The sequence below is a fragment of the Larkinella knui genome (assembly GCF_003858645.1).
GTDB lineage: Bacteria > Bacteroidota > Bacteroidia > Cytophagales > Spirosomataceae > Larkinella > Larkinella knui.
Map to the genome: position 1 here is coordinate 695,090 of NZ_RQJP01000003.1, position 22,946 is coordinate 718,035.

Below are 22,946 nucleotides of genomic sequence, written 5' to 3' on the forward strand. Positions count from 1 at the left end.
GTCATTTTTTCATCTATTTTCCAGAAAAATCCTACTTTTGCATTTATACGGGCAAAGACGGATTGATGAACGAACCGGATTTGTACGTAAACGACCCGGAACCCGGGAAACTAAGGCCATCTCTTCGCCATCTGCAAGCTATTCCAGTCACTGCCCCTGTTTCGGGATCGACTGCGGGCGCATTGTACAAAGAAAAAATCCATTCCCGGCTTTATCGAATCAAGAATCAACTAACGAATGAAAATACCCTTTACAACCTTTGCCTTCCTGGCAGACATTTCCGGGTTGAAATTGCAAAAATGCTTTTTTTTCCTGACTCAACTGGTCCTTGTTTTTATCCTGGCTACCTCTTTTAGCAACGCGCAGGACCCTAAATTGAAAGTGAAGGGGAAAGCCCTGGATGCTCAAACCAACGCTCCGCTTATTTTTGCCAGCGTCCGGTTGTTCAAACCGGCCGACAGTTCCTTCGTTGCGGGCGCGATCACTACCGAAACCGGCGATTTTTCGGTCGATGCCGCGGCCGGGACTTACTACGCCGTGCTGGAATTTATTGGGTACAAACCGCTGAAAAAATCCGCCATTCGCCTGACCCGCGAGAATTCTCCGCTCGATCTGGGAACGCTCAAACTGGCGGCTTCGGCCAGCACGCTCGATGAAGTGGTGGTTCAGGGTGAAAAAAGCTCGATGGAGTTTTCACTGGACAAAAAGATTTTCAACGTCGGCAAAGACCTCGCCAACGCGGGCGGAACAGCCGCCGACATTCTGAGCAACGTGCCGTCGGTAGCCGTAGACGTGGAGGGCAACGTCAGCTTGCGTGGCAGTGGCAGCGTTCGCATTCTGATCGACGGAAAACCGTCGGGCCTGGTCAGCATCAAGGGCGGCAGCGGATTGCAGCAGTTGCAGGGCAGCAGCATTGAACGCATCGAAGTCATTACCAACCCCTCGGCGCGCTACGAAGCGGAAGGCATGGGCGGTATTATCAACATCATTTTAAAGAAAGAACGAAAAGAAGGTTTCAATGGCTCGTTCGACGTCATTGCGGGCCATCCGACCAATTATGGCCTGGCCGCCAACGTCAATTACCGGCGTAAGAACCTGAATTTTTTCGTCAATTATACCGCATCCTACCGAAATACGCCCGGTCGGAGCAGCCTGTATCAGGAATTATACCGCAATGATTCGACGTTTCTTACGCAGCAAAACTCGACCAGCAAACTCAAAGGGCAGAACAACAACGCCCGCGCCGGAATCGACTATTTTTTCAATGACAAGAACGTTCTGACGGGATCCTACACCTGGCGGCTCAGCAAGGGAAAGCGGTTTACGGACATCCGCTACCGCGATTACATTTCCACCCTGAGCAACCCGCAAAGCATCACCTACCGAACGCAGGACGAAACCGAAACCGAGCCGAATTCGGAGTATGCCATCAGCTACAAACGGTCGTTCAAGCGGCAGGGCCACGAGCTGAACGCCGACGTTCGCTACCTGGACAACTGGGAAAAATCGGATCAGTATTTCGGTCAGAAAACCGTGCAGCCCGATGGCAGCCCGTCGGCCCTGCCCAATACGCTGCAACGCTCGATCAACGACGAAACCGAAAAGCAGTTTCTGGTGCAGATCGACTACGTTCAGCCGTTTGCCAAAGACGGTAAATTTGAAGCCGGTTTGCGCAGTAGTTCGCGCGATATGACCAACAATTACTGGGTCCGGCAGCAAACCGCCGACGGGGGCTGGGTGCCGATTCCGGGCCTGACCAACGATTTTCTGTATGAAGAAAGGATCAACGCGGTATACGGTATTGTGGGGAACAAAACCCGCAAATTCTCCTATCAGGCCGGTTTACGGGCCGAATGGACGGACGTAACGACTACCCTTAAACAAACCAACGATGTCAATCCGCGCAGCTACGCCAATTTGTTTCCGAGCGTCCACGTCACCTACGACATGCCCCGCCAGAATGCGCTGCAACTGAGCTACAGCCGCCGGGTCCGCCGACCGAACTACAACGATTTAAGCCCATTCTCGACCTACAGCGACAGCCGGAACTTCTGGAGCGGCAACCCCGACCTGAACCCGGAATTTACCGATGCGTTCGAGATTGGGCACATCAAGTATTTGCCGAAAGGCTCGTTCGGCTCGTCCTTGTATTACCGCTACACCACCGGCAAAATTGTGCGCATCCGGCGGGTCGATGAAAAGGGAAATTCGTTTACCCGCCCGGAAAACCTGGCCACCGAAAATTCGTACGGGGCCGAATTTACGAGTTCGTTTACGCCGTTCAAATGGTGGAAAATGGACGGCAGTTTCAACTTTTTCCGCGCCATCACGAACGGCAACAACCTCGACGCCAATTTTCAGAGCGACACCTACAGCTGGTTTGTGCGGGCCACGAACCGCCTGACGGTCTGGAAAAATACGGATATGCAACTGCGCGCGAATTACGAAGCGCCCCAGCTAACGCCCCAGGGTAAACGCAAAGCCATCGCCACGCTGGACTTTGCGGTCAGCAAGGACATCATGAGAAACAACGCCACGCTGACGCTGAACGTAGTCGATGTGTTCAATTCACGCCGGTTCCGATCCATTACCGAAGGGTCGAATTTTTACACCGAAAGCAATTCGCAGGGGCGGCTTCGGCAGATCAACCTGACGTTCAATTACCGGTTGCGCCAGGCCAAGAAGAAGACGAAGGATGTGGGGGAAGGCGAATTTTAGCCGGTTTGAATCTCGACCGACAGGACACCCGTGCCACGACTTCTCCGGTCGTGGCACGATTCGTTTTTGAAGGGCTCGCAAGGTGACCAACTGGACCAAAACATCCCGCTATACAGTCAACTCGGCCAGTTGCCAATTCTCGAAAAAACAATACCGCTCCTTTTGCGACTTTTGAAGACTGCGCCGATGGCGGTTTGTCGGCCAGCGGTGAAACGGATTAGAAACACACAAACAACACATACGATGATGGGGTTATCCGACCTTTTTAAAACACCGACGCTGCCTTATAAAGACGCGTCGACAAACACAATTTATGAATTGCTATTTTGCGATCAGATTGAATTGTATCAAAACAATAATAACCAGAGTTACCCGTGGAATATTCTACTTTCTGAAACAGCTTATGTAGCCGATCTAAAAAAAATAACGATGGACGCTACCGTGGAAACGCGGGCTAAAATTCTGGCGTATACTAAACTTCAGGGAAGTGGACAACGTCTGGATAAGAGAGAATTGCTGGCGGTTATTGTTGAAGTTGGGCTCGATAATGGACTTGATGTGCTCGCTTCTTATCAGGATGGCAGCGCCCGTTATCTCAACCATTCCGGAAAAGTTTTAATCTGGCAGACCAAAAGCACGCAATCGAACAACCTGATTAACAACCTGTTTTCAGACAGTGTGGCCATTATTTCAAAAATTGGTCCCTGGAACAAACCCCGGCTGCCTTTTCCTGCGAGGGGGAATGTCCGGATTACCTTTCTGGTATCGGACGGGCTTTATTTTGGGGAAGGGCCAATCGATGCTTTATTCCGCGATGCCTTAGCAGGGCCGGCTTTGCGGTCAGCTACTGCGCTAATGACGTATTTAACCGAAGAAGTAATCACGAAACGATAACATTCGCCAGGAATACAAAAGCCCCTATTCCTGACTAGTCAGGAATAGGGGCTTTTGTAAAATCAGTTACTTATCAATCCAGCCGAAGATCTAAAAATTCCGTCTGCATCCGTAATTTAATCAAATACAAATTTCACTTTAAATCTTTTAGTACGTTTTTTTATAGCTGCGGTTTGCGTTTTAAAAATTCGTATCGGCACGCTTTAAATCCAGCTCTTTAATCCAGATATTCCGGTAATACACATCATGGCCTTCGGCTTGCAGTTTCAGCCCGCCCGGCGTGTCGGTGATGCCTTTTCCACCCTCATTGCCCCCGTCGATGCCGGAATTGGGGCCGCCCCACACCTGATTGATTGGCTGATTGGAATGCACTTTTTTGCCATTGAAATACATCGTCAGCATGGCTTTTTCGGTGCGTTTTCCGTCCTTGAAACGGGCGGCCCGAAAAACAACGTCGTAGGCATTCCACTTGCCAACGCCCTTGTAGGCGTAATACGGGGAGGGTGTTTCGTTGATCACGGCCGCCATCCCGTGCGAGGTGGTGTCGCCGTCGAGCACCTGAATTTCGTAGCGGTTTTGCAGATACACGCCACTGTTGCCTCCCGGTTTAACGATATAAAACTCAATATGCAGCCGGAAATCCCGGAAAGCCTGCTTAGTGACAATGTCAGCCGTGCCGTATTTACCACCCGCAGCCGTAGGGTCGTTGGTGTTCAGCACCGTCCCTTTCCCGTCCGGATCTTTTTCGATGGTCCATTTTATCGGCGGTGTGGCGGCAAACCGGGGACCCTCCCAGTACATCCATTTTGAATCGAGCATCTGGCGGGAGCCGTCGAAAAGGATTTCGGCATCTTTGGGAGCCTGGGTGCCCACGCCAACCGGTTGGGCTTCAACCTGCGCCAAAACGCCTGAACAAAAAGCAAATACGAAACTAAGGACCAGGGATTTAGGGGCCAATGTCAAAAATCCAAAATTAGAAGGGTTCATCAGGAAATAGGGTTTGGAACCGATTATAATAAGTTGGCCTAAAGATAAGCGTGTTTCCGGTAATGGCCGATTGGAAATTTTCAATTATCCAATTAATTTACACGGGGTTAACTAGCCTGACCGGTGACTTTGCAAGCCGGTGTTTCTTCCTGATTCCTGAACCTTATCACTTTTTAAAATGAAAAAAGACGCTTTAACCCTCTCCCGGCGGGATTTTTTACTGGCGGCCGCGGCCACCGCACTGGCTCCACCGCTGGTGGTCCAGGCCTCGAAAAAGAAGTTCGGCCCCAACGATAAACTTAACCATGCCTGCATTGGCGTGGGCGGTATGGGCTGGGGCGACCTGCAACAATTCGGCAAGCATCCGAGAGTAAACATCGTGGCGCTCTGTGATGTGGATGCCGTTCGGTTAAAAAAAGCATCCGACGCTTTTCCGCAGGCCCGCACGTATACCGACTGGCGTGAACTCCTTGAAAAAGAAGGCGATAAAATTGATTCGGTCAACGTGACCGTGCCGGATCACAATCACTTTGCCATTGCGATTCAGGCCATTCGAAACGGCAAACACGTGTACTGCCAAAAACCGATGTGTCACGATGTCGCCGAGGTTCGGGTGTTGACGGAGGCCGCCGTCAAGGCCGGGGTAGTTACCCAGCTTGGCACTCAGATAGCGGCCAGCAAGGGCGACCGCACGGCGGTGCAATGGATTAAAGAAGGCGCCATCGGAAAAGTTAAACACGCTTATTTGTGCTCCAACCGCCCCGGTGCCGTCGAAACCTACCGACTCGTAGGGCCGCGCCCCGCCCAGGGGCAGGAAGCCCCTTCGACGCTGAACTGGGATCTCTGGGTCGGCACCGCACCCATGCGCCCCTTTTCGCCGGATATTTACCATCCGACCAAATGGCGGGCGTGGCAGGACTTCGGAACCGGCTGGTCGGGCGACATTGGTTGTCATATTTTCGATGCCGTCTGGAAAGGACTCGGACTAAAACCGCCTAAATCCGTGATTGCCGACGTTCAGAAATCCTGGGAAGAATCAGCAGAGCGCCGGGGCGACACCTGGCCGCAGGGCAACCACATCACGTGGTCGTTTCCGGGCAATAAAATGACCGCATCCCGCACCCTGCCGGTCGAGTGGTTCGACGGCGAATTTTACCCGCCGGAAGAAATCCGCGCCTTATTCTCGGTTGCTGATTATCCGGCAGAGTCGGCCATGCTGATCGGCACGAAAGGCGCTCTGCTGATTCCGCACGGCGGAATGCCGGTATTATTGCCGGGCGACAAATTCAGGGACTACAAAGCTCCCGAACTGGACGAACGCAACCATTACCACCATTTTGCGGACGCCTGTTTGGGTGGACCCAAAACCGAGTCCCACTTTGCCCAATCCGGCCCGATGACCGAGGCCATTCTGCTGGGCACGGTAGCGATTCGGGTACCGGGCAAATTGCTCGAATGGGATGCTGCCAACCTGAAATTCCCTAACCATCCGGATGCCGAGCGCTACCTGAGCCGCATCTACCGGGATGGCTGGCGCGTTGCCGGTTTATAGGTGGCCGCCTGGCGCGGTGGCAGTTGGGCGAAACCGGTTCGCTGTCCGGCGGTTGGTTTTTCGCTGTCAACCGCGCCACTACTCTTCTACGCTTCCGCCAACGCCAGGTTGATGTGTGCCAGATGGTGTTGCACATGCCAGGCCGACATGGCAATGGCCTGGGCCTGCGTGAACCAGAGCTTCCGAACCGGATGGAAGTATTTAATGGCCAACTGCTCATCCGTCAGCGATTTCATCAGGTAGACGTACCGGCGGGTCAGGCCATCAAATGAAACCAGTGAATCAGCAATCGGCGCGGCTATGGAATCCGGGGTGGCCACCCAGGCATCCATGTTAATCAGAGTGACGACTTCGTAATCAGGCTCGGTAAGCGCTTTTTTCATTCGCAAAAAGTGCAGCAGTTGAATATCGCTGACGTGGTGAATCAGTTGCTGAACGGTCCAGCTTCCTTCGCGGTAGGTCTTGGCCAAGTCCTCCGGCGACCGGTTTTCAACCAGTTCCCGGTAGCGGGCCGGCATGGGTTCAATGATGGCAATCAAGTGCCGCAATTCCTCCGGCGAGTAGGTTTCCTGCGCGGTAAAGGGGCCGATGGGATATTTCCGGTTTTCCATATTAGCTCAAAAGTTCTGTGGTGTTGTACCAGAATGGATTGGCAATTTCATAAAAAAGCCGCAAATCAAACTGACCTGCGGTTTTTTTATTCGCAAACTGACTCAGGAAAGTATCCATCCGAAAACCTTTTAGCTGGCCCGTATACGGATGAACCGGTTTTTAAACGCACGGGGTACGTTAATTACCTGGCGATGGCAGAGCGTGAATACCTGCGATTGTCCGGCCAGAGGTAGCTGAAGGTTCTGCCAGGCTTCCGTGACCTCGATCGGAACCAGGAAAACCGGAATGACTAAACGTCAGAAAGCGTGGGCACCAGTTGGGCACCGAGTTGCAGCACACGGCCCAGATCGTCGGCATTGCGCCAGGTTTCCATCATCATACCATCGACAATGTGGAAGATAAACGTGCAGGTAAAAACCTGCTGCTTTCCCCGGCCGGGAATACCCAAAAAGCTGTTTTGAACGCAGGTGTTGGTGGCCCGAACCGCCACTTTGTCGCCCTCGGCCACCATCAGATTGACTTCCCATTTCTGATTGATATGGTCGAAGGTGCCGAATAAGTAACGGACTCCATCCGGTCCGATCGGCATATTGGGAGCCCCGCCGTGCATTTTCCAGGTCGGGTGCGTAATGGCGCAGATTTCTTCAACTTTCCCTTCCGTAATGAGCTGAAGCCAGTGCTGAGCGAGTTTTTTATTGGTTTCGATGAGGGTCATGATGTTCTGAAATAAAAAGTAGAAAAAACCGGACGACTCGGTTGCCGTCCGGCAGTTACGATTACTGCGCCGGAGCGACGAGTACGAATTTGGGGTTGGCGGCCGTGCCTTTCACATCACCCCGCACCACATCGTTCTGGAAATAATACAGCGGTTTTTTGTTGGCCGTGGTCTGCTTGGTGCCGTCCGCCCGGCTGATCGAGCCGAAGAAGACACCGTTCAGCGTTGACGGAGCAATGGCCGAAGGTTGAGCCAGAAACTGCGGCCATACCGTCAAACAGCCATCTTTACAGTTGCTGATGTCGTCGGTGTCACCGGTAAAGGTATACAGCGTCCGGCCCCCAATGCTTACCAGATATTTTCCGGCGCCTTTATCGGCCACCATCACGGTATAATCCGGTTTCGCCACGTAGAAGCTGTTCTTGCCCTCGCCGTTTACCTCACCGGCTTTCGTGTCCTGCGCAAAGCGGTACAGGGGCCAGCCTTTGAAGGTATTCTGTTTGCTGCCATCGGCGCGGGTAATGACGCCGAACTGCGTGGAGTCAAGGCTGGAATCGAATACCCGGTTTTTTTCGTAAAACACGGGCCAAACATCCGTACAACCGCCGGAACAGGCGCTTTTACCCTCGACATCCTTGGCAAATAAATAGAGCGTGTTGCCAGAACCGTCGGTCAATACCTGACCAAATTTGGCATCCTGACGAACGGCGATGTTGGCCGTCGGGCCAGCGGGTGTTGGCGAATCGGAGCTACTGCTCTGACAGCCCTGCAAGATGGTCAAACCGACTACGGCGGTGAAAGCAATTGACTTAAATGAGTGGTTCAAAAGCGTATTCATTGTTTTAAAGAATAAATGGTGGATAATTAAAAAAGTGTAAATTGAATTGTAAATCAAACAGTTACGATGGGTACCTGGCCTAACTTTCAGGATTCAATCATCGCCATCCGAATCGGAGTCCCAGCCGCCGTCCGAATCGTCACTCAGGTAGTCCGACTCTGGACCGAAGAGCCGTTTCACCAGACTATAGAGGTAGAGCATTCCGCTGAGCATCAGCAGGAAAATGTAGAAGATCAGGCCGGACGTGGTTAATCCAAGAAACAGAAACATGGGCGTGTTTTTAAACGGTGGAGATCCAATCGGAATTAGCCTTTGTTGGCAAACTCAACTTTATTCTGAACCTTGATCTGCTCGGCGATTTTCATCATCACCAGTTTCGGAACTTCAATTTTGTGGGCCTCCAAAGCCACCGTGAAGTCGGAAACCAGCGTGATTTTACCGGGTTCGATGGTCAGTTTTCCGGTCAGCGTACGGGGTTGTTTGACACCGTGAATGTCGAAGATTCCTTTGGCGGTGACGGGATACGTACCCGGTTTTTTCCAGTCGATTTTTTCGTTGATCACGCCTTCAAAGCTGGCGTTGGGGTATTTTTCCGACTCGATGTAATTTTCATTGAAGTGTTCCTGCATCAGTTTATTCGGAAATTCGAAGTCGGCCATGGTCATCTTGACGGCCAGCTGGTTGGTGGCCGGATTCAGGGCGGCTTTCACTTTGGAATTGGCGGCCGAGATGTTTTCCAACGGCGTTTCGGAGAAAAACTTACTTTCACCTTTGCTGGCCGAAAGAACCTGAGCGGAAGCGTTGACGGTCAGGGCCAAAGCGGGTATGGCAACGAGAACGAGTGATTTGAAATTCATGGTTTGTGTGGTATTAAAAAGTGGAATTGATTGGTTAAAAATTAATGGTCGAAACTGAAGGTGCGGGAAACGCTGAAGCCAAAATGAATGTCACCTTTTTCAAACTGCCCCCCATAGGCCCCGCCGGTTTGCGTCAGGAATTGCTTCTCGATCATGCCGAACGAGTTGGTAAAAATGAGCTGGAAAACGTGGCCACCGGTTTCAATGTCGACGCCTAACGCCAGGGGGTTATACGTCGCGAAAGGCTGGCCGGTTTTGAGCAGATTCTGATCGACCCAATAGTACTCCGCATTGAACGACATCCGTTTGTTGAACTTCAGTCGGCCGCCAATTCCCACCGCCGGAACCACCTGTGTCCGGGCCGGAGCCGTGGGGCTGGGGCGGAAAATCGCCGTCGGCATCAATTGCAGCGAAAACGATTCGCTGAACTTCCGGGCAATCAGCAAATGGCCGCTGCCCACCAGCCGTTCCGAATACACCTTAAACTCGCCACCCTGGGTGGGTTTGCGGGGGTCCAGCGCCAGCGTCCCCAGGGCGGAGATCGTTACCGGAAACGCGTGAGCCCCTTTCGTCTGGCGGATCAACCGGGCTTTCAGGTAGCTGTCGATGTTTTTTTCAATCGAGCTGCGCCCTACTCCGAATGTCAGGTTATCGTTGATACCGTATTCCAGACCCAGCCGGACGGTGGCGAAATCCAGCCCAAACAGCTCATCGACTCCTTTGTTCACCCGGTCGAACCGGTGCGAAATCCGGAAGTCCAGGTGCTTCGCCTTGATGGTTTCTACCGTGTGGCCGTTCAGTAGCCGGGTAGACTTGAAGGTGGCTGTTACGGGCCGGGTGGCGGGCCCCGCGTCCAGGTTAGACAACAGATCCGTTTGGGCAAAAGCCGGCCCGCCAGCCAGAAAGGCCAGAATAAACAATGGTTTCATGTGTCGGTGGAAGTTGAAGAAGATTCCGGTTTAGGCAATCTTCAGGGTGTTGGTGGTGGGATCGAACGTGGTTTTGAACGTTTTCAGGGGCGAACCGGCCGGGCCGTTGATGACGCTGCCGTCGTTCTTGAAATTCGAACCGTGGCCTGGGCAATGGATGCGGTTTCCGGCGGCATCGAATTCGACCGTAACCCCGGCGTGCGTACAAACCTGCGACACGGCGATAAAACTACCGTCTTTGGTGCGGGCGATAATCATCCCGTTCTTGTACATAAAACCGCCGTTCTGCTTCAGCTTGGCATTGGCCGCATCGTTCAGGTTCAGCGTCAGGCCTGTGTTGCCGCCGGTCGGAGCCGGAGCAACGCCGTCGGCCGGGGCCGAGCAGCTACTCAGGCAGTTTGACAGGACAATGGCGCCGATGCTGGTTCCGACGAGGGAAAAGAACGTGCGACGGTCGAGTGATGGATGGATTGTTTTCATTGGAAAGTGAGATCAAATAGTACTTGTTTGACGGGTGTTGTTACATTGACGATTCAAATTTGGCGGATGAGTTACCGGCAGAAAAATAAAGGACCTCAAGTGGTCGAAATAAGTGGTTGGAAAGTAGTGTATTGATATTGAATGGAATACGGGAAATCGGAAGGCGTTCCTGCCTGGAACCGCCGAATGCCCACGGCAATTCGGGCCGGTTTTTGAGCCAGCCCACGGTTTTCCCGGCTAGCCTTAGAATCAGGCACAAAAAAGCCCACGACCTAAACCGTGGGCTTGATGACGTGAATCTTGTTAGGGTTTAAACCGCCGGTGTTTGCATGGCTTTACTGATTTCCTGATAACACTGCTTCCAGGCGGCTTTGACGGTGGGATTCCAGTCGCTGCCCAGGGCCACTTCCAGCGTCCAGAGGATCGCTTTTTCCACTTGTGTGTACTGCTGCGGTTTAACGCCGTAACCCACGTGGCGTCGGCCCAGCTCCCTTAATTCAATCGTCAACCGTTCGGCCTGATCCAGATTGGTCACCATCACGTCAAGCATTTCGACCAACTTCCGGTACTGTTCATCCATCCGCGAAGCGAACATCGTCCGCAAACCGGGGGCATCGATAAACAGCCGGGAATAAAACACATCGCCCAGCAGCACGGGATTTATTTTTCGCAGAATTTGCCAGCTCTTTTTCACTAATCGTATTTCTTCGTCCTTCATTCGGCACGCCTTACTCGTTTGTTATGGGTCAAAATTGCCACTCATGCATTGCGTGACCAACTATTTATCCTCCAATGGGCTCATCCGGTGGTTGAATAGTAGCCGTTGTTCGATAAAAGACTTGGGGATTTTTACCATTACCGCTTCAACACCCGGATTTTCAGTAGATAAGGAATTCTCAGCGGCACATTCAAACCGTATTTTATACTATTTTTGACTACTTACTCAAAAACCATTCGTTCCGGATCACTACCGTTTTAAACCGGTTTTACATCCAGTCGATGACGTTTTTTTCGTACGATCGCTTTGTTTTCGGAAGTTTTGACCAGCAATTATTTTACTCCTTTCCCTTGACGATATGAATGCCATTGTCATCGAGGACGAAAAACTCGTAGCGCGTGAGTTTGCGTTCAAACTGGCCGAAGTTGCCCAAGATGTACGGATTATTGAAACGCTGCCCAGCGTGAAAACGGCCCTGCGCTGGTTTAGCGAAAACGCCGAACCCGATGTGGTTTTTGCCGATATTCAACTGGCCGATGGCGTAAGCTTCCAGATTTTCGAAACTTTTCAGCTGGCCTGCCCCATCATTTTCATTACGTCCTATAACGAGTATGCCATTCAGGCGTTCAAAGTGAACGGCATCGATTATTTGCTGAAGCCCGTAGAACCGGAAGATCTGGCCAAAGCCGTTGCCAAAGCGCGCCTTTTCAGCCGCCAGAAAGCCGGGTTACCGATCAATTTGCAGAAATTGATGGATGCATTGCAACAACCGGGTGCCCTGCAGCCGATGTATAAGGAAACCTTCCTGGGCAATTCACGCACGGGCTGGGTACCGGTCAAAGTGGCCGACATTGCTTTTTTTCAGTACGATGCGGTTATTTTTCTGGTAACCAAAACCAGCGAACGGTATCCGCTCGATTATGAAACGCTGGAAGAAGTGGAAGAACTTCTCGACCCAAACCGCTTTTACCGTGCCAACCGCCAGTTTATTGTCCATTCCGACGCCATCCACAGCGTACTCAGTTTGCATAATTCCAAACTGGTTCTGAAGCTTAATCCGCCCCATCAGGCGGTGGTTATTGACATCAGTCGCCAGAAGGCTCCGGTTTTTAAACGCTGGCTGGACCGGTAAAAGCTCCTGTTCTATGGCGAATTTCATCCTGAAATGGCTCGTCGGAATCCTCCTTAGCGTGCGTGTTTCAACCGCATTGCTGGCGCAAAGCAGCCAGTTACCGCTTGAGTTTCATCACATTCAGGAACCACAGGGCCTCTCGTACAACGTCGTCAATTCATTTTTGCAGGACCGCGACGGGCAACTCTGGATCGGCACCTACGGCGGTCTGGACCGCTTCGACGGCAGCCATTTCACCACCTTCAAGTCCGACCGGCAGAACCCCGATAAAACCCTGAGTAACAACATCGTCCATGATTTATGTCAGGACAGTACCGGCAACATCTGGGCCGCTACCAACAACGGCATCAGCCGCTACGACCGCCAGACGGGTCAGTTCGTCAACATCCGTACGGCGGAAGGAATTGCGTTGGGAAAGTGCCTGAATATTCTGTGCGATCGTCAGGGGCGCATCTGGTTTTCCAGCCACGGGAACGGCTTGTTTCAGTTTGATCCGCAGACCAGCCGGTTTTGCCACTATGAACACCGCGCCAATGACCCGGCTTCGCTTTCGGGGACCATGCTGAGTAAAAATGGGCTGGTTGAAGACCCCAACCGGGCCGGGTTATGGGCCACTATTGAAGATGGAGCCGGGTTGAATTACATCGATCTGACGACGGGGCAGTGTTTCAATTACCGCAACAACCCCGAGAAGTCTCCCCTTTTTCACCCGCACGAAACCTCGGCCCTGACGCTGGACGGAAACCGCCACCTGATCTTTGCCGATAACACCACCGAACGGGTTCTGGTGTATAATCTGGAAACAAAAACCGTTGTCAAAAGCATTGGGCTCCACAGCAAAACCCGTCATTCGTCTTTTCCGGTGGCCACAATTTTTGTGGATCGGAACCACAATCTGTGGACCAGTTCGTGGACGTACCACATGTATTTCGTGGAAGCCAAAACCTACCAGCCAACCGAATTTTTTCATGATGTGGCCCAAAAAACGTCGATTGCCGGGGATTTTTTCTGGGCGGGCTGGCAGCAACCCGACGGCACCATCTGGTTCGGAACCGTCAACGGCATTTCGTATACCAACCCCGAAAAAACGTTTTACCGGATTCATAACCTGGGCCAGCTGGTCCCGGAACTAAACCGGGATCAGGGGCTGGCTTCGTTTCTGGAAGATCCGGACGGAAGCTGGTGGTTTACGTCCGTGAGTCACAAACTGATTCAGTATGACCCGGTTCAACGGCGGGCCAGGACGTATCCTATTCCGCTGCCGGCCGCCAATGAATTCCGGTTCAACCTGCCTTTGGTCATTGCGGCTCCTGACCCCAACGAGCTGTTTATCTGCACGTTGCGCAACGTTTATACTTTTAACAAACGGACGCATCGGTTTACACTTTTTCCGCTGCCGCCCCTGGTCAACAACCGCTCCGATGGGTTGAATACGCTGCTGCTGGTGCGGGGTGACTGGCTGTGGCTGTTTGCGACGAGCGACGTAGTTTTTCAGTGTCACCTACCCACCAAACAATGGCGGACGTTCCCTATGCCGTTCGGAACCGGCAATCGGGTACGGACCCGGGCGGCCGGTTTTGATCCGAAGGGCGTGCTCTGGGCGGATGTCCTCGACCGGGGTGTGGTGCGGTTTTCGTCGGCCTTGGGCATGTTTACATATTACCCGTCGCAGCCGCGCATTACGGAATTTACCGATCATTTTGCCTTTCGTATTGATTCGCAGGACCGGTTGTGGTCGCCGGTTTCGGGCTACGGGCTGATCGAACTCAACAGCCAGTTCAACACGTACCGCGCCTGGACCGAACAGGATGGTTTGTGTTCCAACGATTGCAAGGCAGTTAGTATCGATTTATACGGCCACGTCTGGGTGGCATCATTCAATAAGTTTTCCATTTTCAACCCCGCCCGTTCGTCTTTCCAGAATTTTACGCTTCCCATTAACGAAGCCACGATCAATTACATCAATTACATGTATACCCTTCGGAATCAAAACATTTTGACGACACTGAAAGGATACGCCGTTGAATTCATGCCGCAGCGAGTCAATAGCCAACTCCTGACTACCAACGTTCTGGTCAGTACGCTGACGCAACCCGATACGACCCTGGTCATTCAGGCCAAATCCCCGGCGGTTCGGCTGGGGGCAAATGGCAACAACTTCAGTATCAATTACTCCGCGCTGAGTCTACCCCAGCAGGCCTACACGTATTTCTATAAACTGGATAATTATGATGACCATTGGGTCCGGGCCGGCTCCCGAACCGTCGCCAATTACACAAAAATACCGGGTGGAACGTACGTCTTTCGGGTGAAGGCGCTGGTGGGCAAAAAAGAAACCGCAGAAACCACGCTGACGATTCAGGTCGATACGGCTTTTTACAACACCCGCTGGTTTAAGCTCGGTATGGTGCTGGTCCTGGCCGGGCTGATTTACGGCGGATACCGCTACCGGATTCAGCAGACGTCGCGTCTGCATCACCTGAAAATTCAGGCCACGCGGCTTGAGCGCGACAAAACTGAAATTCAATACCAGAACCTGATCAATCACCTCAACCCGCATTTTCTGTTCAACAGCCTGACGTCGCTCAACAGCCTGATCATCACGGAACCCAAACAAGCCTCCCGGTTTTTGCAAAAACTGTCGGCCATATACCGGTATATTCTGCAAAACCGGGACCGGGAAACCGTCACGCTGGAGAACGAGCTGAATTTTGTGCAGCATTACATCATCCTGCAAAAATCACGGTTTGAGGAAGGCTTGCTGATCACGATCGACGTTCCCGAAACGTATTTAAACCGGCAGATCGTGCCGGTCACGCTTCAGAATCTGTTCGAAAACGCTATTAAGCACAACACCATCGACGACGATGAACCGCTGAAAATCCGTGTATTTATTCAGGGCGAATACCTGTGCATTGAAAATAACCTGCAACGAAAACGTTTCGTTGAAACTTCCAACCAACAGGGACTGGAAAACCTGAAAACGCTTTACCGGTATTTGAGCAACCTCCCGCTTACCGTTTCGACAACCGAAACCCATTTCGTTGTGAAGGTGCCGCTGCTGTGATTTCCCGTGACACCTTGTAATTGAACAAGTTACCTTTCTACACCAGCCGGGTGCGTTTGTTCGCGTTGTGGCTATTTTTTTACTATTTTTGTATTCCAACACGTCGAAAACCGCATCAGACAGACTATGAAAAATCTAGCCCTCCTGACCCTCGCCCTCGGAATCTCGCTCAGCGGATTTGCGCAGGACAATGTAAGCTACCACGGCAAAAAAATTACCGCCGACAACGCCACGCCAACCACCGCGCTGGCTTCTAAAATGGGCGACAAAAAAGAACTTGCCACCAAATTAGAAGGTACCGTCGAATCGGTTTGTCAGGTCAAGGGCTGCTGGATGCGGGTTAAAACTGCCGATAACCAAACCATGCTGGTCCGGTTCCGCGACTACGGTTTTTTTGTCCCGAAAGACATTGCCGGTAAAAACGTCGTTTTTGAAGGAACCGCCGAAACCAAAACCACGTCCGTCGCCGAACTGCGTCACTACGCCGAGGATGCCGGTAAAAGCAAGGAAGAAATCGCCAAGATCACCCAGCCCGAAAAAGCCCTTACGTTTACGGCTGATGGCGTGATCGTTAAAAAATAAAAAGCTGAAAATCAGGCTTGAACCGCATTCAGATTCTGATAAATACCGTATCTTGAAAGCCGCACCGTTTGCGGCTTTTTTGCTTTAAAACCACCAACTGCATGAAAAAACGCTACTTCCTCGCCCTTACGGTTTCCTTCCTCCTCGCATTTCCCCTGCTCGCCCAGCAACGCACGCTGCTTCACTGCGGCAATCTGTTCGACGGCGTCCGCAACGACCTCCAGCGTGAAATGACGGTGGTCGTGGAAGGCACAAAAATTACGGCCATTCAGAAAGGTTATGCCAAACCAGCGGCTTCGGATCGACTGATCGACCTGAAAAGCAAAACCGTATTGCCCGGCCTGATCGACATGCACGTCCACCTCGAAGGCGAAACCCGCCGGGGCGGAACCATCGACCGGTTTACGATGAACGTGCCGGATGTGGCTTTCCAATCCACAAAATATGCCCTCAATACCTTACTGGCGGGTTTTACGACCGTTCGGGATCTGGGGGGTAGCGGAGTTAACGTCGCTCTACGGAATGCCATCAATCGGGGCCTGATCGATGGCCCCCGCATTTTTACGGCCGGAAGAATCATTGCCACGACGGGTGGTCACGCCGACCCGACCAATGGCTACCGCAAGGATCTGATGGGTGATCCGGGGCCAAATGAGGGCATTATCAATGGTCCTGATGATGCCCGAAAAGCCGTTCGGCAACGCTACAAGGACGGTTCTGATCTGATCAAAATTACGGCAACCGGTGGCGTTCTGAGTAATGCAAAGGATGGGTCGGGGCCCCAGTTTACCGAGGAAGAAGTCCGGGCGGTGGTCGAGGCCGCCAAAGATTACGGTTTTGCCGTGGCCGCCCACGCCCACGGTGCCGAAGGCATGAAACGCGCTATCCGTGCGGGTGTTACCACCATCGAACACGGCACGATGATGGACGATGAAGCCATCGAGTTGTTCAAAAAACACGGCACGTATTATGTCCCAACCATTATTGCCGGAAAAGTAACGTCCGATTCCGCCAAAATTTTTGGCTATTATCCGCCTTTTGTAACCCGTAAAGCCCTGGCAATCGGGCCATTAATTCAGGGAACGTTTGCCAAAGCGTACAAAGCGGGCGTCAAAATTGCGTTCGGCACCGACGCCGGTGTTTTCGTTCACGGCTACAATGCGAAGGAATTTGAATACATGGTCGAAGCGGGCATGCCACCCCTGGAAGCCATCCAATCCGCTTTGATGGTCAATGCCGAGTTGCTGGGTATGAAAACACAGATCGGTTCCGTCGAAACCGGTAAACTCGCCGACCTGATCGCCGTCGATGAAAATCCCGTTCAAAATATCAAAACCCTGCAGCAGGTGCGGTTTGTGATGAAAGAAGGGAAAGTGTATAAACAGTGATTAACGTACCCCCGGACTTTAGTCCGGGGGTACGTGATTAAAACTTAAAATACTCTTTGGCATTGTTGTAGCAGATATCCTGCACCAACTTGCCGATCCAGTCAATATCATTGGGCAGTTCGCCATTTTCGACGTCAGTACCAAAAATATTGCACAGAATCCGGCGGAAATATTCGTGGCGCGGATACGACAGGAAACTGCGTGAATCGGTCAGCATCCCGACGAACCGGCTCAGTAATCCCATGTTCGACAGCGCATTGATCTGTTTCTGCATCCCCTCCTTCTGATCCTGAAACCACCAGCCGGAGCCGAACTGAATTTTGCCCGGCATCGACCCATCGTTGAAATTCCCGATCATCGTGGCCATCACTTCGTTGTCGCCGGAATTAAGGTTATACAGAATGGTTTTGGCCAGCTGATCGCGGTCGTCCAAACCGCCTAGAAAACGCGTGAGCGGCCCGGCCTGCCGGTAATCGCCGATGCTATCCCAACCCGTATCCGGGCCGAGCGTCCGCAAAGCCCGCTTGTTGTTGTTCCGCAACGCGCCCAAATGGAATTGCTGCGTCCAGCCTTTTTCCCAATCCCATTCGGCAAACCGGTCGAGCATATACGACTTGAATTGCAACCGCTCGGTTTTGCTCAACGTCACGTTGAAAAGCAGTTTCTGGAAGGCAATCCGCACGTCTGATTCCCTATACGGCTGGGCGTAAACGGTTTCCAGGCCGTGGTCGGACAACCGGCAACCCGCTTTTGCAAAGTAATCGTGCCGCTCTTTCAGGCAATTCATGTACGTGTCCAGGGAGCGAATCTCCTGGTTGCATACCTCGCCCACCCGCTTTACATACGCCTGAAAAACAGGAACGTCATCGATGGCCATCGCCTTGTCGGGCCGGAAGGTCGGCAGTACTTTTATCTCAAAACCGTCGTCGGCGATCTTTTGGTGATGCTCGAGGGAATCCGTCGGGTCGTCGGTCGTGCAGACGGTTTTAACCTTGAAATGCCGCAACAGGGTTCGGGTCGACATGCCGGGCAGTTGTTCCGTACAGCGATCGTAGACCTGCCGGGCGGTGGCTGCATTCAGAACCGTTTCGACACCGAACGGATTTTTCAACTCCATGTGCGTCCAGTGGTAGAGCGGGTTCCGCATCGTATACGGCACGGTTTCGGCCCATTTTTCAAACTTTTCGTAGTCTGCTGCATCGCCCGTGCAGTATTTCTCGGACACGCCGTTGGTGCGCATCGCCCGCCATTTGTAGTGGTCGCCATACAGCCATATCTGCGTCAGGTTGTCGAACGTTTTGTCGGCAGCAATCTGATCGGGCGGCAGGTGACAGTGGTAGTCGATGATGGGCATCGCCTTGGCGTAGTCGTGGTAGAGCCGCCGGGCGGTATCGGTCTGAAGAAGAAAATCTTCGTCCAGAAAGGATTTGATGGTCTGATCAACCAGCATGATTTCGATGGTTTTGGTTTACAGTCAAAATGCAGTTTCAGCACCTGTTGGGTTTTGTTTAACACCGGTCAGGTCTTGAAGACCTGACCGGTGTTAAACAAAACCCAACAGGTGCTGAACAAAATTTGTCTTACAAACTCGAGCGCTCAATGCCCAGCATCAAGCCCCGCAGTTCGGCCAGTCCGCGCAGGCGGCCGATGGCCGTATAACCGGGATTGGTTCGTTTGCCGGAGTTCAGATCGTCGAGCATTTTGTGGCCGTGATCGGGCCGGAAAGGCATCCGTGCATCGTCAAGACCTTCCTCTTCCCGGCGTCGCTGTTCGCCCAGTAACGCGCTGATGACGGCAAACATGTCAACGTCGCCGTCCAGGTGATTGGCCTCAAAGAAGTTACCTTCCTCGTCCCGTTTCGTGCTTCGGAGGTGAATAAAATGAATTCTGGAGCCCAAACGTTCCACCATACCCACCAGGTCGTTGTCGGGCCGGACCCCGTACGAACCGGTGCAGAAACACAATCCGTTGGCGGGCACATCCACCGCATCCAGCACCAGCCGGGCGTCGGCTTCCGTGCTCACCACGCGGGGTAAGCCCAAAATCGGATACGGGGGATCATCGGGATGAATCGACAACCGGACACCTGCGTCCTGCGCAACGGGCGCAATCTCCCGCAGAAAGGCATACAGGTTTTCACGCAACTCCTTGTCGCCGACGTGCTTATACGCATTCAGGGTTTCCTGAAACTGCTCCACGGTGTAGCTTTCTTCCGAACCCGGCAAACCCGCCAGGATGTTGCGCTGCAACCGCCGGGCCGCGGTTTCGTCCAGTGCTTCAAAGCGGGTCCGGGCTTTCTGAATCTGTTCGGGCGAATAGTGCGCTTCGGCGCCGGGCCGTTTCAGGATAAACAATTCAAAGGCGGCAAATTCAGCGGCATCGAACCGCAAAGCCGTTGAACCATCCGGCATCGGATAGTCGAGATCGGTACGGGTCCAGTCCAGAACCGGCATAAAATTGTAGCAAACCGTATCAATACCGCAACGCCCCAGATTGACAATCGACTCTTTGTAATTTTCAATATACTTCTGAAAACCGTCAGCACGGGTTTTAATGGCATCGTGAACCGGAATACTTTCCACCACCGACCAGGTTAGCCGGTGTTCGCCCGGTGAGCCAGCTTCAATGATGGATTTGCGCGTAGTGATTTCATCGACCGACCATACGTGTCCGTTGGGAATGTGGTGCAGTGCGGTTACAATTCCCGTCGCACCGGCTTGTTTAATGTCGGCGAGGCTAACGGGATCGGCGGGGCCGAACCATCGCCAGGTTTGTTCTAATGCCATTTTTCTGAACGTAATTTTGATTGAAAAAGCAAGCAATGGAATGGCTCTACTCATTTTACCCGCCCGGGTTTCGATGTACTATTTTTCGCGGCATTTCGGTAAGTTTGGCAAAAATTTGTCTTTTTAGCGTGGCTAACCCCTTTTCATGATGTCCGACCCATCCGGAAACTATCGCTGGCGCATTGTGCTGCTTTTGTTTTTCGCGACGACCATCAACTACATCGACCGGCAAGTGCTTTCGTTCACGATGATCGACGAAACATTTCGGCGGGAAATGATGGGCAAAACCGCCGGGGAAGCGTTGACGGAGAGCGATCTGGACCAGTTTAAAGTGCTCTACAGCTATGTGGATACGGTTTTCAAGATTGCGTATGCGCTGGGTTTTCTGCTCATCGGCTGGCTCATCGACCGCGTCGGCACCAAACGCGGTTTTTCAATTTCCATCATTATCTGGAGCATTGCCGGTGTTTTGAATGCCTTTATCGGATCACTGCGCGGACTCAACATCGTGCGGTTTATGCTGGGCGTTGGCGAAGCCGGTAATTTTCCGTCGGCCATCAAATCCGTGGCCGAGTGGTTTCCCAAAAAAGAACGCTCCTTTGCCACCGGATTGTTCAATGCCGGCACGAACGTCGGTATTATCGCCACAGCAGCTCTGATTCCGCTGTTTACCATCCGGTTCGGCTGGCGGTTTTCGTTTGTGGCCACGGGTCTTCTGGGATTTCTGGTTCTGATTGCCTGGTTAAAAATATACCGCCGTCCCGAAGAACATCCCAGGGTTAGCAAATCCGAACTGGTTTATATTCAACAGGATAAAGAAGAAGACTTTCCAGAGGAGAAACTGTCCTGGTGGCGCTTGCTGGGCTTTCGGCAAACGTGGGCGTTCATTGTCGGCAAATTTATGTGCGACCCCATCTGGTGGTTTTACCTGAGTTGGCTCCCCGATTTTTTCAACAGCAGCGAGTCGCTCGACCAACGCCTGGATTTGAAAAATGTCGGGCTGCCTTTTCTGGTCATCTACATCGTTTCCGACGGCGGCAGCGTCCTCTTCGGCTGGCTCTCTTCCAAGTTTATTCACCTGGGCTGGTCAGCCAATCGGGCCCGGAAAACCACCATGCTGATTTGCGCCATTTGCGTTATTCCGATTTTTTTTGCGGCCCAAACCAGTAGTATTTACGTAGCAATTGCCTTGATTTCATTAGCGACGGCGGCCCACCAGGGCTGGTCGGCCATTATCTATACCTTTGCATCCGACCTTTTCCCTAAAAGTGCGGTAGCTTCGGTGACAGGCATTGGCGGGATGTTCGGTGCGATGGGCGGTATTTTGCTGGCGGCTGTTGCGGGCAATATTCGCGTCAGTCTGGGGTATTTGCCCTTATTCATCATCGCCAGTTCGACATACCTTATCGCTCTGGTTATCATACACTTTTTGTCGCCAGCCATGGAACCGGTGACAAAAAAAGAGTTGGATCGTATCGGCGTATAAACCCGAGGAATAAGTCATGAATGATTCGATGGTTTCAAGGGGTCAAAATGGTTATGATGCAATCCCAAACCGCCATGCCAATTTTGTACCCATCAAAGCCATTATAAGCTGTTTTAACCATCAAAAACCCTATCAACCATTCAGTACTTGAAAAAAATTGTCACTTTCGGCGAAGTCATGATGCGTCTGGCTCCACCGGGTTTTGCAAAATTTACGCAGGCACATTCGTTGAATGTGGTCTATGGCGGAACGGAAGCCAATGTGGCCGTTTCACTGGCTTATTTCGGTTGTCAGACTACGCACGTAACCCGTTTTCCTGACCATGCCCTTGGTCATTCGGCAGCGGCCACCTTGCGCTACCACGGCGTCGACACGTCCCGCATTAGCTTCGGCGACGGGCGGCTGGGTCTGTATTTTCTGGAAACCGGGGCGGTGAGTCGCGCCAGTCAGATCATTTACGACCGGTATGATTCAGCCTTTTCGCTGATCCAGCCCGGCGATTTCGACTGGAAAGCCATTTTGCAAGGCGCAGACTGGTTTCACTGGTCGGGCATCACCCCGGCTCTGTCGCAACAGGCCGCCGACTGTCTGCAGGAAGCCATTCAGACGGCTAATCAACTCGGGGTGATGGTTTCGGGTGACATTTATTTTCGGAGTAATTTGTGGAAATACGGCAAAAAACCGCAGGATATTTTGCCCGCTTTAACCGCGGGCTGCGACCTGGTTTTGGGGAATCAGGAAAATTTTGAAGAGCTATACGGCGTTAAAGCCGATTCCTTTGAATCGGCTTGTCGGGGAATGCAAAACAAATTTCCCCGGATTCGGTATTTTACGGATACGGAACGCCAATCCCTCAGCGCATCCCACAATCGGCTAATGGCTAAGATTTTCGATGGTTCAACCATCTATTCATCGGATGTCTATGATATTACGCACATTGTCGACCGGATTGGCGGTGGTGATGCGTACCTTGCCGGACTTATTTACGGCTTGTTAACCAAAGACGATCTGCAATATGCCGTTGAGTTCGGCGCAGCGGCTTCGGCCCTGAAGCATACCGTCGAGGGCGATGCAAATTTAGTTTCTGTTCAGGAGGTTGAAGCCATGGTCGGTGGCGATAAGTCCGGACGACTGAGAAGATGATTTTAAAAACGATGAATGATGAACGATGAACGATGAGTGTATGGCGTAAGCCCATTCATCGT

20 protein-coding genes are annotated in these 22,946 nt (G+C 52.3%); 9 read left to right on the top strand and 11 right to left on the bottom strand.

The features are described from left to right. Positions 1–237 precede the first annotated feature (237 nt). Together EHT87_RS16930 and EHT87_RS16935 are read left to right on the top strand one after the other, a co-directional pair. Positions 238–2,718 carry a TonB-dependent receptor gene (locus EHT87_RS16930; protein ID WP_124907834.1) on the top strand — a complete coding sequence of 827 codons (2,481 nt, stop codon included), beginning with the start codon at positions 238–240 and terminating at the stop codon, positions 2,716–2,718. Between the two features lie 243 nt (positions 2,719–2,961). Next, on the top strand, positions 2,962–3,612 hold the full coding sequence (locus EHT87_RS16935; protein ID WP_124907835.1) for a hypothetical protein: 651 nt from the start codon (positions 2,962–2,964) through the stop codon (positions 3,610–3,612). A 180-nt stretch (positions 3,613–3,792) separates the two neighbouring features. On the opposite strand, the gene EHT87_RS16940 is transcribed toward EHT87_RS16935, so the two are convergent. Then, positions 3,793–4,599, bottom strand: a complete 807-nt coding sequence (locus EHT87_RS16940) for a 3-keto-disaccharide hydrolase (protein WP_124907836.1) — start codon at positions 4,597–4,599, stop codon at positions 3,793–3,795. A gap of 178 nt (positions 4,600–4,777) precedes the next feature. On the opposite strand from EHT87_RS16940, the gene EHT87_RS16945 reads away from it, so the two are divergent. Further along, positions 4,778–6,151 (top strand): Gfo/Idh/MocA family protein, encoded by a 1,374-nt coding sequence (locus tag EHT87_RS16945; protein ID WP_124907837.1) that lies wholly within the window; start codon positions 4,778–4,780, stop codon positions 6,149–6,151. An 86-nt stretch (positions 6,152–6,237) separates the two neighbouring features. Here EHT87_RS16945 and EHT87_RS16950 read toward each other — a convergent pair whose 3' ends face one another. The 8 genes from EHT87_RS16950 to EHT87_RS16980 all read right to left on the bottom strand — a co-directional run bounded on the left by EHT87_RS16950 (position 6,238) and on the right by EHT87_RS16980 (position 11,300). Next, positions 6,238–6,762 (bottom strand): YfiT family bacillithiol transferase, encoded by a 525-nt coding sequence (locus EHT87_RS16950; protein ID WP_124907838.1) that lies wholly within the window; start codon positions 6,760–6,762, stop codon positions 6,238–6,240. Positions 6,763–7,052: 290 nt separating this feature from the next. Beyond that, positions 7,053–7,478, bottom strand: a complete 426-nt coding sequence (locus EHT87_RS16955) for an ester cyclase (RefSeq protein ID WP_124907839.1) — start codon at positions 7,476–7,478, stop codon at positions 7,053–7,055. 61 nt (positions 7,479–7,539) lie between these two features. After that, positions 7,540–8,316, bottom strand: a complete 777-nt coding sequence (locus EHT87_RS16960; RefSeq protein WP_124907840.1) for a hypothetical protein — start codon at positions 8,314–8,316, stop codon at positions 7,540–7,542. Positions 8,317–8,409: 93 nt separating this feature from the next. Beyond that, a complete protein-coding gene (locus tag EHT87_RS31340) occupies positions 8,410–8,586 on the bottom strand; it encodes a hypothetical protein (RefSeq protein ID WP_185716260.1) in 177 nt (58 codons plus the stop codon). 35 nt (positions 8,587–8,621) lie between these two features. Beyond that, positions 8,622–9,173 (bottom strand): YceI family protein, encoded by a 552-nt coding sequence (locus EHT87_RS16965; protein WP_124907841.1) that lies wholly within the window; start codon positions 9,171–9,173, stop codon positions 8,622–8,624. Positions 9,174–9,214: 41 nt separating this feature from the next. After that, on the bottom strand, positions 9,215–10,102 hold the full coding sequence (locus tag EHT87_RS16970) for a DUF5777 family beta-barrel protein (RefSeq protein ID WP_124907842.1): 888 nt from the start codon (positions 10,100–10,102) through the stop codon (positions 9,215–9,217). Positions 10,103–10,132: 30 nt separating this feature from the next. Further along, complete coding sequence (locus EHT87_RS16975; RefSeq protein WP_124907843.1) at positions 10,133–10,582, bottom strand: QcrA and Rieske domain-containing protein; 450 nt, start codon at positions 10,580–10,582, stop codon at positions 10,133–10,135. 310 nt (positions 10,583–10,892) lie between these two features. After that, on the bottom strand, positions 10,893–11,300 hold the full coding sequence (locus tag EHT87_RS16980) for a globin domain-containing protein (RefSeq protein WP_124907844.1): 408 nt from the start codon (positions 11,298–11,300) through the stop codon (positions 10,893–10,895). Positions 11,301–11,658: 358 nt separating this feature from the next. Between EHT87_RS16980 and EHT87_RS16985 the strand changes: the two genes are divergently transcribed. The 4 genes from EHT87_RS16985 (at position 11,659) to EHT87_RS17000 (ending at position 17,469) form a co-directional block, all read left to right on the top strand. Continuing rightward, positions 11,659–12,432, top strand: coding sequence for a LytR/AlgR family response regulator transcription factor (locus EHT87_RS16985; protein WP_124907845.1), 774 nt, complete (start codon positions 11,659–11,661; stop codon positions 12,430–12,432). Positions 12,433–12,445: 13 nt separating this feature from the next. Further along, complete coding sequence (locus EHT87_RS16990; protein ID WP_124907846.1) at positions 12,446–15,499, top strand: ligand-binding sensor domain-containing protein; 3,054 nt, start codon at positions 12,446–12,448, stop codon at positions 15,497–15,499. Positions 15,500–15,625: 126 nt separating this feature from the next. Further along, complete coding sequence (locus EHT87_RS16995; protein WP_124907847.1) at positions 15,626–16,081, top strand: DUF4920 domain-containing protein; 456 nt, start codon at positions 15,626–15,628, stop codon at positions 16,079–16,081. A gap of 101 nt (positions 16,082–16,182) precedes the next feature. Continuing rightward, on the top strand, positions 16,183–17,469 hold the full coding sequence (locus EHT87_RS17000; RefSeq protein ID WP_124907848.1) for a metal-dependent hydrolase family protein: 1,287 nt from the start codon (positions 16,183–16,185) through the stop codon (positions 17,467–17,469). 37 nt (positions 17,470–17,506) lie between these two features. Here the strand turns inward: EHT87_RS17000 and uxaC are convergent, their stop codons facing one another. Continuing rightward, a complete protein-coding gene (uxaC, locus tag EHT87_RS17005; protein WP_124907849.1) occupies positions 17,507–18,919 on the bottom strand; it encodes a glucuronate isomerase in 1,413 nt (470 codons plus the stop codon). Between the two features lie 130 nt (positions 18,920–19,049). Next, the gene (uxuA, locus tag EHT87_RS17010) at positions 19,050–20,255 is read right to left on the bottom strand and encodes a mannonate dehydratase (protein ID WP_124907850.1); all 1,206 of its coding nucleotides are present in this window, start codon (positions 20,253–20,255) and stop codon (positions 19,050–19,052) included. A 145-nt stretch (positions 20,256–20,400) separates the two neighbouring features. On the opposite strand from uxuA, the gene EHT87_RS17015 reads away from it, so the two are divergent. Beyond that, complete coding sequence (locus tag EHT87_RS17015; RefSeq protein WP_374756030.1) at positions 20,401–21,741, top strand: MFS transporter; 1,341 nt, start codon at positions 20,401–20,403, stop codon at positions 21,739–21,741. A gap of 147 nt (positions 21,742–21,888) precedes the next feature. Next, complete coding sequence (locus tag EHT87_RS17020; protein ID WP_124907851.1) at positions 21,889–22,884, top strand: sugar kinase; 996 nt, start codon at positions 21,889–21,891, stop codon at positions 22,882–22,884. Positions 22,885–22,946: the final 62 nt, after the last annotated feature.

Coding starts and splice junctions, on each gene's coding strand:
- EHT87_RS16955 (WP_124907839.1), bottom strand. CDS start 7,478: ATGACCCTCATCGAAACCAATAAAAAACTCGCTCAGCACTGGCTTCAG.
- EHT87_RS16940 (WP_124907836.1), bottom strand. CDS start 4,599: ATGAACCCTTCTAATTTTGGATTTTTGACATTGGCCCCTAAATCCCTG.
- EHT87_RS16950 (WP_124907838.1), bottom strand. CDS start 6,762: ATGGAAAACCGGAAATATCCCATCGGCCCCTTTACCGCGCAGGAAACC.
- EHT87_RS16970 (WP_124907842.1), bottom strand. CDS start 10,102: ATGAAACCATTGTTTATTCTGGCCTTTCTGGCTGGCGGGCCGGCTTTT.
- EHT87_RS16980 (WP_124907844.1), bottom strand. CDS start 11,300: ATGAAGGACGAAGAAATACGATTAGTGAAAAAGAGCTGGCAAATTCTG.
- EHT87_RS16975 (WP_124907843.1), bottom strand. CDS start 10,582: ATGAAAACAATCCATCCATCACTCGACCGTCGCACGTTCTTTTCCCTC.
- EHT87_RS31340 (WP_185716260.1), bottom strand. CDS start 8,586: ATGTTTCTGTTTCTTGGATTAACCACGTCCGGCCTGATCTTCTACATT.
- EHT87_RS17000 (WP_124907848.1), top strand. CDS start 16,183: ATGAAAAAACGCTACTTCCTCGCCCTTACGGTTTCCTTCCTCCTCGCA.
- EHT87_RS16960 (WP_124907840.1), bottom strand. CDS start 8,316: ATGAATACGCTTTTGAACCACTCATTTAAGTCAATTGCTTTCACCGCC.
- EHT87_RS16935 (WP_124907835.1), top strand. CDS start 2,962: ATGATGGGGTTATCCGACCTTTTTAAAACACCGACGCTGCCTTATAAA.
- EHT87_RS16965 (WP_124907841.1), bottom strand. CDS start 9,173: ATGAATTTCAAATCACTCGTTCTCGTTGCCATACCCGCTTTGGCCCTG.
- EHT87_RS16945 (WP_124907837.1), top strand. CDS start 4,778: ATGAAAAAAGACGCTTTAACCCTCTCCCGGCGGGATTTTTTACTGGCG.
- uxaC (WP_124907849.1), bottom strand. CDS start 18,919: ATGCTGGTTGATCAGACCATCAAATCCTTTCTGGACGAAGATTTTCTT.
- EHT87_RS16985 (WP_124907845.1), top strand. CDS start 11,659: ATGAATGCCATTGTCATCGAGGACGAAAAACTCGTAGCGCGTGAGTTT.
- EHT87_RS16990 (WP_124907846.1), top strand. CDS start 12,446: ATGGCGAATTTCATCCTGAAATGGCTCGTCGGAATCCTCCTTAGCGTG.
- uxuA (WP_124907850.1), bottom strand. CDS start 20,255: ATGGCATTAGAACAAACCTGGCGATGGTTCGGCCCCGCCGATCCCGTT.
- EHT87_RS17015 (WP_374756030.1), top strand. CDS start 20,401: ATGATGTCCGACCCATCCGGAAACTATCGCTGGCGCATTGTGCTGCTT.
- EHT87_RS16930 (WP_124907834.1), top strand. CDS start 238: ATGAAAATACCCTTTACAACCTTTGCCTTCCTGGCAGACATTTCCGGG.
- EHT87_RS16995 (WP_124907847.1), top strand. CDS start 15,626: ATGAAAAATCTAGCCCTCCTGACCCTCGCCCTCGGAATCTCGCTCAGC.